Below are 7,563 nucleotides of genomic sequence, written 5' to 3'. Positions count from 1 at the left end.
TGCAACCGGTCGGTGATGTCTTGGAACACCATCACCCAGAACCGGCTTCCGTCGTCGGCCACCGACACCGCGCTGTGCACATCGCAGGGCACCGCGTGGCCGTCCGAGCGCAGCAGCGTCCGCTGGTTCACGCGGGATTGGTTCAACGTCGCCTCCGCCGCTGCCGCATCCGCAATGAGGCTCGGGCCACGATCGTCCGGATGCAGCAGGCTTGCCGCGGGCATGGCGTTGAGTTCAGGCAGCCGGTAACCCAGCAGGCCACACAGCGCCTCGTTGGCGTCCAGCACTTGCCCGGCTTCGTCGAACAACGCGATACCGGCCGGGACGAGGTCGAACAGGTCGGTGAACCGCCGACTCGACCGCTGCTGCCGGATGCCTGCTTCGGTCTCATCACGGTGACCTGGATGAAACCCCGCACGTTGCCCTCCGGCGACTTCTGCGCAGTGATCACGACATGAGCCCAGAACCGGGTGCCGTCGCGGCGCAGGCACCAGCCTTCGTCCACATGCCTGCCGAACTCGGCGGCCTGAGCCAGCTGCCAGTCCGCGTGGCCGGCAGTGCCGGGTTCCGTCGGGGCAAACACCGAGAAATGTTTCCCGATGATCTCCTCGCCGCGATAGCCCGTGATGAGTTCTGCCCCGCTGTCCCAGCTCTCCACACGACCGGCCGCATCGAGCACGAAGATCGCGTACTCACGCATTCCCGCAGCCAGCAGACCAAGTCGCGCCTCAGCCTTCGACTGCAGCCGCGCGATTCCGCTGTGTTCTCCCTCGGGCACGAACCTGGTATCACTGTCCTTATCCATGTGACCCCAAAATGTTCGATCTTGAGCCTCATTCTCGCAGTTTCGATCGAGGACCATACAGAATAGAGACCCTATTGGCCGGGGAACCGGACTTGACGATGCCTGTCAGCCATAATCGGCGAGATTTCCGAGCCTCCGTTGTAGATGCTGCCGAGCGCCAGTGGCGCGAAGGTCGGTCCGAAGAGTCGGCGATCCGTGTGGCGCCCTGCCAGCTCGTCACTGCGGGGATACGTTACGACCACCTCCTTGATCAAGCACCGTCCAGGTGGTGACCATGCTGCAGTTGGCGTCGTTTCCACGAGCTGGCCCGGCCGCAGTTCGCTGATGTCGATCAGGCGGTAGTGCCGCGGCCACTCATTCGACACTGCTCGGGTCGCTGGGAGCCACCGGCCTGCGCGTCGGCGAAACGATCCGCCTCGACCGCACCGACATCGACTGGACCGACGCCGCTGATCCGGGAATCGAAATAGGCAAATCCCGGCTGGTCCCGATCCAGCCATTCTTCGTCTCGACCCGAGGGGCCCGCATGGTCTGTCCGATTATCCACGCGGCATTCCGGAATCTGTGCTGCGCCATCGGAATCGGCGCCGGAGCGCCGCGCCCTGCAAGGATCCACGATCTGCGGCACTCGTTAGCGGTGAATACCCTGCTGGGCTGGTACCGCGCTGGCGAGGACGTCGAGGCGACGCTGCCGACCTTGTCGACCACCACAACAGCCCGCGCACCCGCAATCTGCGGCTGACCGCGATCCGATCGCTGTTCACCTACCGATTCGACAAACAACTCGTGGCTTCCTGACTGCCACCGAGATCGACGCTATGCTGGCCGCCCTCGACCGCCGCCGCTGGGGAAGGACGCCGCGACCACGCCCTGCTGCTGGTCGTACTCCAGACAGACCGGGCTGCGAGTGTCCGAGCTGATCGGATTGAACTGCGGAGACATCACTTTCGGGCCCCGGGCGTGACTATATTTCGGCCGGCGTGACCTGCGGTGTTAGCTGTGAGCAACCCCCGAGGGCACGAACCTGCGACGTGTGACCTGCGAAAACGCTGAGGCCGTTTTGTGCCTGCGACGTGGTGAATCGCGTTGACCTGCGGAAACGGTGTCGCATGTTGGTGCCCCCGGTGGGGCACATCGAACATGGGAACGGGGATGACCTGCGGTTTTCGCGCGGTCAGCTGGTGATCGAAGCGAAATTCGACTTATGACGACGGTTGGCAGTGTCGGGTATGGGCGGGGTCCAGGCGCTATTCGCACCCGCGTAGTCGAGGCGCAAGGCGGCAGGTTGCCTTCCTGGCGCCCCGCAACTGATCACATGGCATATCGTCCGAAGCGTGCTGGAAGTTATGGGGCTGGGGTCGGTGGCGTATCGCTTCGTCTGTTGACCAGTACGCTGGTCATTGGTCCCGGTGATTGCCGAGCCGCCCGAATCTCTCGGAGAGGCGAATGTGGCAACGACCGCAGGCGAATCGAATGACGAAGATTCCACTGGAGCCTTGGCGGAGCAGGATGATGCCGCGGAGGACATCTGGGATGAGGACGAGTCTCCGGCGCTGCGTCGGGCGCGCAAGGAAGCCGAGTTCGCCGCCGGTGGGGACTCGACACGGGCATATCTGAGAACGTGTTTGTGATCTTGGTGGCGGCTCGTTCGTGGCGCGTGAGGTATGGGTGAACTCCTGGTAGAGCAGTGATTGCTGAGATCTACTGCACGCCACCAGGAGTTCGCTTGTCATCATCGTCTATCGCCGTGTGTTCGGCGTGCCCGGCCCGGGGCTCAGTGCGGGGGCATCGATGCGCGGTGTATCCGTCCTCGTCGCTCACCGACGCGCAATGGGCCGTTCTGGAAGCGGTGCTGCCGCCTCCGGGCAATCGGGGAGGCAAAGGCGGCAGGCATGAAAAATACTGCAGGCGTGTGATTCTCGATGCGATCTTCTACGTGGTTCGTGGTGGAATCGCCTGGCGTCAGCTGCCACGCGAGTTCCCGCCCGCGATGACGGTCTACGCGATCTTCCGCCGCTGGGCCGCCGCAGGGACCTGGCGGCAGGTCCACGACGCGCTGCGCGACCGGGTCCGGGTCCACGCCGGACGAGCACCGCAGCCAACGGCGGCGATCATCGATTCGCAATCGGTGCAGGGCAGCGACACCGTGCCCGCGGCCAGCCGCGGTTACGACGCCGGGAAGAAGACCAACGGCCGCAAACGCCACATCGCTGTGGACAGTCTCGGACTGCTACTGGCAGTGGTGGTGACTGTCGCCTCGATCCAGGACCGCGACGGCGCGATCCGGCTGCTGGCAGCCATGCGCGCGAGGTTCGCCACCGTGACCCTGGTGTGGGCCGACGGTGGATACGCCGGAAGACTCGTCGAATGGTCGAAACACGTTCTGGCACTGACTGTTCGGATCGTCAAGCGCACCGATGACCTCAAAGGATTCCAGGTACTTCCCCGCCGCTGGGTCGTCGAGCGCACCTAGTGCGCCGCGAAGCGGCGTGTCGTATCCCCGGCGCAGCCGGGAGGAACTTGGAGGGAGGTTCTTGGGTCGAATGGCTGACCTGATGCCGAAAGGCTAACGGGGACAAGAGCATGCCAGAGAATCCGGCGACCGGGCCCAGTGGCCTGGGACGGGGTGCCGGAGGGACCCGCGTGATAGGGCGAAAGCTGGATTGCCTGAATCCCAATCTCCAGTCGATGCAAGTTCCCATCCACCGGAAACGGCCACTGTAACCGGTGTCGTGCTCTGCGTCGGAGTCTATGGTGGCCGACGCAACCTCCAGGGCGCGAGGCGATGCCCAGCGAGGGCATTGAAGGAGATGAGTGGGACGCCTACGTCACGCTGCTACGTACGACACGCACGAACGCGGGATCGCCTACGGGACGCGAGTCCTATGGCGACGGAGGCCTCGTAGTAGTCGCCGGAGTCACGCCCGGCCAGGGAGGACGGGAAAGCCGTCCGCACGGGCGAAGGGGGCCAGGTGAATCGGACACTCGATGATCGGGAGGTATGCGAAATGCAGAGCGCCGCAACGGTGCTGGGTGTCCTGCGTGAGCGCGGCAAGCGGAATCTGCCGTGCCAGGAGTTGTATCGGCAACTGTTCAACCCGCAGTTGTATCTGCTGGCCTACGGGCGCATCTACGCCAACAAGGGGGCGATGACGGCCGGGGTCACGCCGGAAACCGTGGACGGTATGTCCCGGGCGAAGATCGATCGCATCATCGATGCGATGCGCCACGAGCGCTATCGGTTTCGCCCGGTCCGGCGAGTGCACATCCCGAAGAAGAACGGCAAGACCCGCCCGTTGGGACTGCCGACCTGGTCGGACAAGCTCGTCGGCGAAGTGGTGCGTCTGCTGTTGGAGGCCTACTACGAGCCGACGTTCTCCGACCGGTCCCACGGGTTCCGCCCGGGCAAGGGTTGTCATACCGCGTTGCGGGAGATCGACTACACCTGGACCGGGACCGCGTGGTTCATCGAGGGAGACATCGCCGACTGCTTCGGTTCGCTCGATCATGATCGAATGGTCGAGATCCTGGCAGAGAACGTCCATGACAACAGGTTTCTGCGGCTGATACGGAACATGTTGACGGCCGGATACCTGGAGGACTGGAAATGGGGTGCCACCCTGTCGGGGGCTCCCCAGGGCGGGGTCGCATCCCCGATCCTGTCCTCGATCTACCTGCACAAACTCGATCAGTTCGTCGAGAAGACCCTGATCCCGGAATACACCCGAGGGGACCGCAGGGCTCGTAACCCTGCCTACCTGGATCTGCAGAACCAGTTGGCCAAGGCGCGCCGGCGCGGTGACCGAGCCGAAGCTCGGCTGCTGCGACGGCGCATGGTCAGCTTGCCCAGCGCCGACCCGAACGATCCGGAATACCGGCGGCTGCGCTATTGCAGGTATGCAGATGACCATCTGCTCGGGTTCGCCGGACCAAAGACCGAAGCCGAAGAGATCAAACAGCGGCTGGCGCAGTTCCTGCGTGAAGACCTCAAACTGGAACTGTCCAAGGACAAGACGCTGATCACCCACGCCCGCACAGGCGCGGCCCGATTCCTCGGCTACGAGATCACCATCCAGCACAACGGCACGAAGAAGACCGGCCGTTACCGACGAGTCAACGGACAAGTCGCGCTGCGTGTCCCTTTGGAGGTGATCAAGGTCAAATCTGCCTCCTACCTGCACCGCGGCAAACCCGCGAAGCAGAAGGCCCTGATCCACGGCAGCGACTACAGCATCGTGGCCACGTTCGGGGCCGTCTACCGGGGCATCGTCCAGTACTACCTGCTCGCCGGGGACGTTCACCGGTTGCATCGGCTGCGGTGGGTCATGGAGACCTCCATGCTCAAAACCCTCGCAGCCAAACACCGCTCATCGGCGTCGAAGATAGCCGCCAAGCACAAGGCGAAAATCGCGACACCGCACGGGCCGCGCACCTGTTTCGAAGCGCGCATCGAACGACTCGGCAGGCAGCCACTGGTCGCACGGTTCGGCGGCCAACCGCTCCGGCGACAGAAAACGGCGAAAGTCATCGACTCACAGCCGATCCGGGTCGACCACCCGCACAAGGAGATCCTCACCAGACTCCTCGCGGACACCTGCGAACTCTGCGGCACAGTGGGCGATGTCGAAGTCCACCACATCCGCAAGCTCGCAGAACTCGGAATACCCGGACCGCTTGCCCCCCAATGGGTTACCGCCATGGCCAACCGGCGACGCAAGACCCTCGTGGTCTGCACCGCCTGCCACGGACACATCCACCACGGGCAACCGGCCGCACCACTCACGCAGTAATTCACTGGAGAGCCGGATGATCGGGAAACCATCAAGTCCGGTTCGGTGGGAGGCCGAGCGGAAAAGGGCCAGCACACCGCTGGAACCTCGCCGCTCGGCCGACCCTACCGCCTGGATAACCAAACATCGCCGCTGTGTCCGCGACTACGAGACCAGACCCGACCACCACGAAGCCATCGTCTACATCGCCATGATCTTCACCATGACCCGCCGCCTCGCCAGAGCCACCGGGTCATGACTCCACCGTTCACAAACACGTTCTGAGGCAGATCGGGCGGGTTCCCCTACTGTCCGCGGCCGAGGAGGTCGATCTCGCGGTCCGGATCGAAGTCGGTCTGTATGCGGTGCAGAAGCTGCGGGCCGAATGCGAGGGGCCCTGGGGTCTCGCGATTGCGCGTCGCCGAGACCTGACTTGGCTGGTGCAGGACGGTATCGCGGCCAAGGATCATCTGCTCGAGGCGAACCTGCGGCTGGTGGTGTCGATCGCCAAGCGGTACAGCGGACTGGGGATGGCCTTCCTCGACTTGATCCAGGAGGGCAATCTGGGTCTGGTGCGGGCGGTCGAAAAGTTCGACTACAGCAAAGGATTCAAGTTCTCGACCTATGCCACATGGTGGATTCGCCAGGCGATTTCTCGCGCCATGGCCGACCAGGCCCGCACCATACGCATCCCCGTGCACATGGTGGAGATCATCAACAAGCTTGCGCGTGTAGAGCGTGAACTGCTTCAGCAGCTGGGCCGCGAGGCAACAGCCCGAGAGCTTGCCGCGGAATTGGGTATCACATCCGGGAAGGTTCTCGAGGTTCGGCAAATCGCACGGGAACCGATCTCGTTGGACCAGACGCTCGGTGACGAGGGCACGAGCCAGTTCGGCGATTTCATCGAAGACTCCGAGGCTGTCGTAGCCGTCGAGAAGGTAGCGTTCACCCTGCTGCAGGTGCAGTTGCGGTCGGTACTCGACACGCTCGGTGAGCGTGAAGCCGGCGTCGTGCGCCTGCGTTACGGCCTGGGTGATGGGCGGCCTCGAACCCTCGACGACATCGGGAAGGTTTACGGGGTCACCCGTGAGCGGATCCGGCAGATCGAGTCGAAGACGATGTCGAAGCTGCGTCACCCATCGCGCTCACAGTTGCTGCGGGATTACCTCGAATAGCGGGCAATGGTCCTGCGGACCGGTTGATCATCACCGAGGGTCGGAAAGACCGTGACACCGACGTCGTCGTCGGTGGCTACTGGCCGTGATCCACTCAACTGTGTGGGCCAGTGGCTGTCGGTCCCCGAGGAGGCGCTCTTTTCCGTCTTCCCGGGACGGCCGCGTGGAGATCGAACAGCGGGCCTTGTCGAGCGGGCTGTGGTCGTGAGATGCGGTCTGGTGCGGGAACTTTCATCGGGCGTTCTGCTGTGTGCCGGTGGTGCGCAGGGGTGCGCCGACGTGGTGCAGGTGATTCAGTGCCTCGCGGTACGAGGAGAGTAGCCCGGTCTCGTGGTAGGGAACGCCGATTTCGGCGCAGTAGTCGCGGACGATCACCTGGGCGTGAAGCAGGTTGGGTGTCGGCATGCTCGGGAACAGGTGGTGCTCGATCTGATAGTCGCCCGGCCAAGGATGCGCTCGTCGGCTGTTTACGGGCGTTCGGCTGGGCCCGGATGCGTTGTCGGACAACCGCTCAGGCACACCACGTCGAACGCGCACTGCGCGGCAGAACGGTGTGACTCTGCCGGTGACGCGGCTTGCGTTGCACTACCTCTCCCGAGCAGGACTCACTCGGCGTGTGGCTGAATCGCTGCGCCAAGCCTCGGGCAGGTCCAGGCGTTCTACCACAGCGTCGAGCACTTCCCACACTCGATGTGCCCGCACGGTGTAGACATCTGATCAATCGATCGCCACAGCGCGATCGGACGATGCGAGAGCGATACAAGGTCGTTAAGCGGAAAGTGTCGTGCTTCGTGTTGCCTGGTGCATCAGGTCG

General features: G+C 63.8%; 5 protein-coding genes and 2 pseudogenes. 4 read left to right on the top strand and 3 right to left on the bottom strand.

Going from position 1 to position 7,563, the window contains the following annotated elements; translation table 11 throughout:
* Positions 1–308, bottom strand: a 308-nt coding sequence (locus tag NM2_RS52480) for a PAS domain S-box protein (RefSeq protein WP_157122090.1), incomplete at its 3' end; no start/stop codon positions are given.
* Positions 309–457: 149 nt separating this feature from the next.
* Positions 458–700 (bottom strand): annotated as a pseudogene (locus tag NM2_RS53295) (PAS domain S-box protein); the annotation flags it as partial.
* A 1,792-nt stretch (positions 701–2,492) separates the two neighbouring features.
* Here NM2_RS53295 and NM2_RS46610 point away from each other — a divergent pair.
* The 4 genes and pseudogenes from NM2_RS46610 to rpoD all read left to right on the top strand — a co-directional run.
* Positions 2,493–3,278: an IS5 family transposase gene (locus tag NM2_RS46610; protein ID WP_369690378.1), complete on the top strand. Its 786-nt coding sequence runs from the start codon at positions 2,493–2,495 to the stop codon at positions 3,276–3,278.
* A 535-nt stretch (positions 3,279–3,813) separates the two neighbouring features.
* Positions 3,814–5,595, top strand: a complete 1,782-nt coding sequence (locus NM2_RS46605) for a reverse transcriptase/maturase family protein (RefSeq protein WP_174575768.1) — start codon at positions 3,814–3,816, stop codon at positions 5,593–5,595.
* A gap of 16 nt (positions 5,596–5,611) precedes the next feature.
* On the top strand, positions 5,612–5,833 hold the full coding sequence (locus NM2_RS52470) for a hypothetical protein (protein ID WP_245718591.1): 222 nt from the start codon (positions 5,612–5,614) through the stop codon (positions 5,831–5,833).
* Positions 5,834–5,855: 22 nt separating this feature from the next.
* A pseudogene (gene rpoD, locus NM2_RS46600) lies at positions 5,856–6,749 on the top strand (RNA polymerase sigma factor RpoD); the annotation flags it as partial.
* A gap of 231 nt (positions 6,750–6,980) precedes the next feature.
* Here the strand turns inward: rpoD and NM2_RS52830 are convergent.
* Positions 6,981–7,268 carry a fatty acid desaturase gene (locus NM2_RS52830; RefSeq protein WP_281182964.1) on the bottom strand — a complete coding sequence of 96 codons (288 nt, stop codon included), beginning with the start codon at positions 7,266–7,268 and terminating at the stop codon, positions 6,981–6,983.
* Positions 7,269–7,563: the final 295 nt, after the last annotated feature.

This window comes from Nocardia miyunensis NBRC 108239, assembly GCF_001613065.1.
Taxonomy (GTDB): Bacteria; Actinomycetota; Actinomycetes; order Mycobacteriales; family Mycobacteriaceae; genus Nocardia; species Nocardia miyunensis.
Note: the sequence above shows the minus strand (reverse complement) of the source record. Positions and strands in the feature narration are given on the sequence as shown.

Bases quoted from the DNA above. Each gene is read 5' to 3' on its own strand.
- NM2_RS52470 (WP_245718591.1), top strand. From the start codon at position 5,612: ATGATCGGGAAACCATCAAGTCCGGTTCGGTGGGAGGCCGAGCGGAAA.
- NM2_RS46605 (WP_174575768.1), top strand. From the start codon at position 3,814: ATGCAGAGCGCCGCAACGGTGCTGGGTGTCCTGCGTGAGCGCGGCAAG.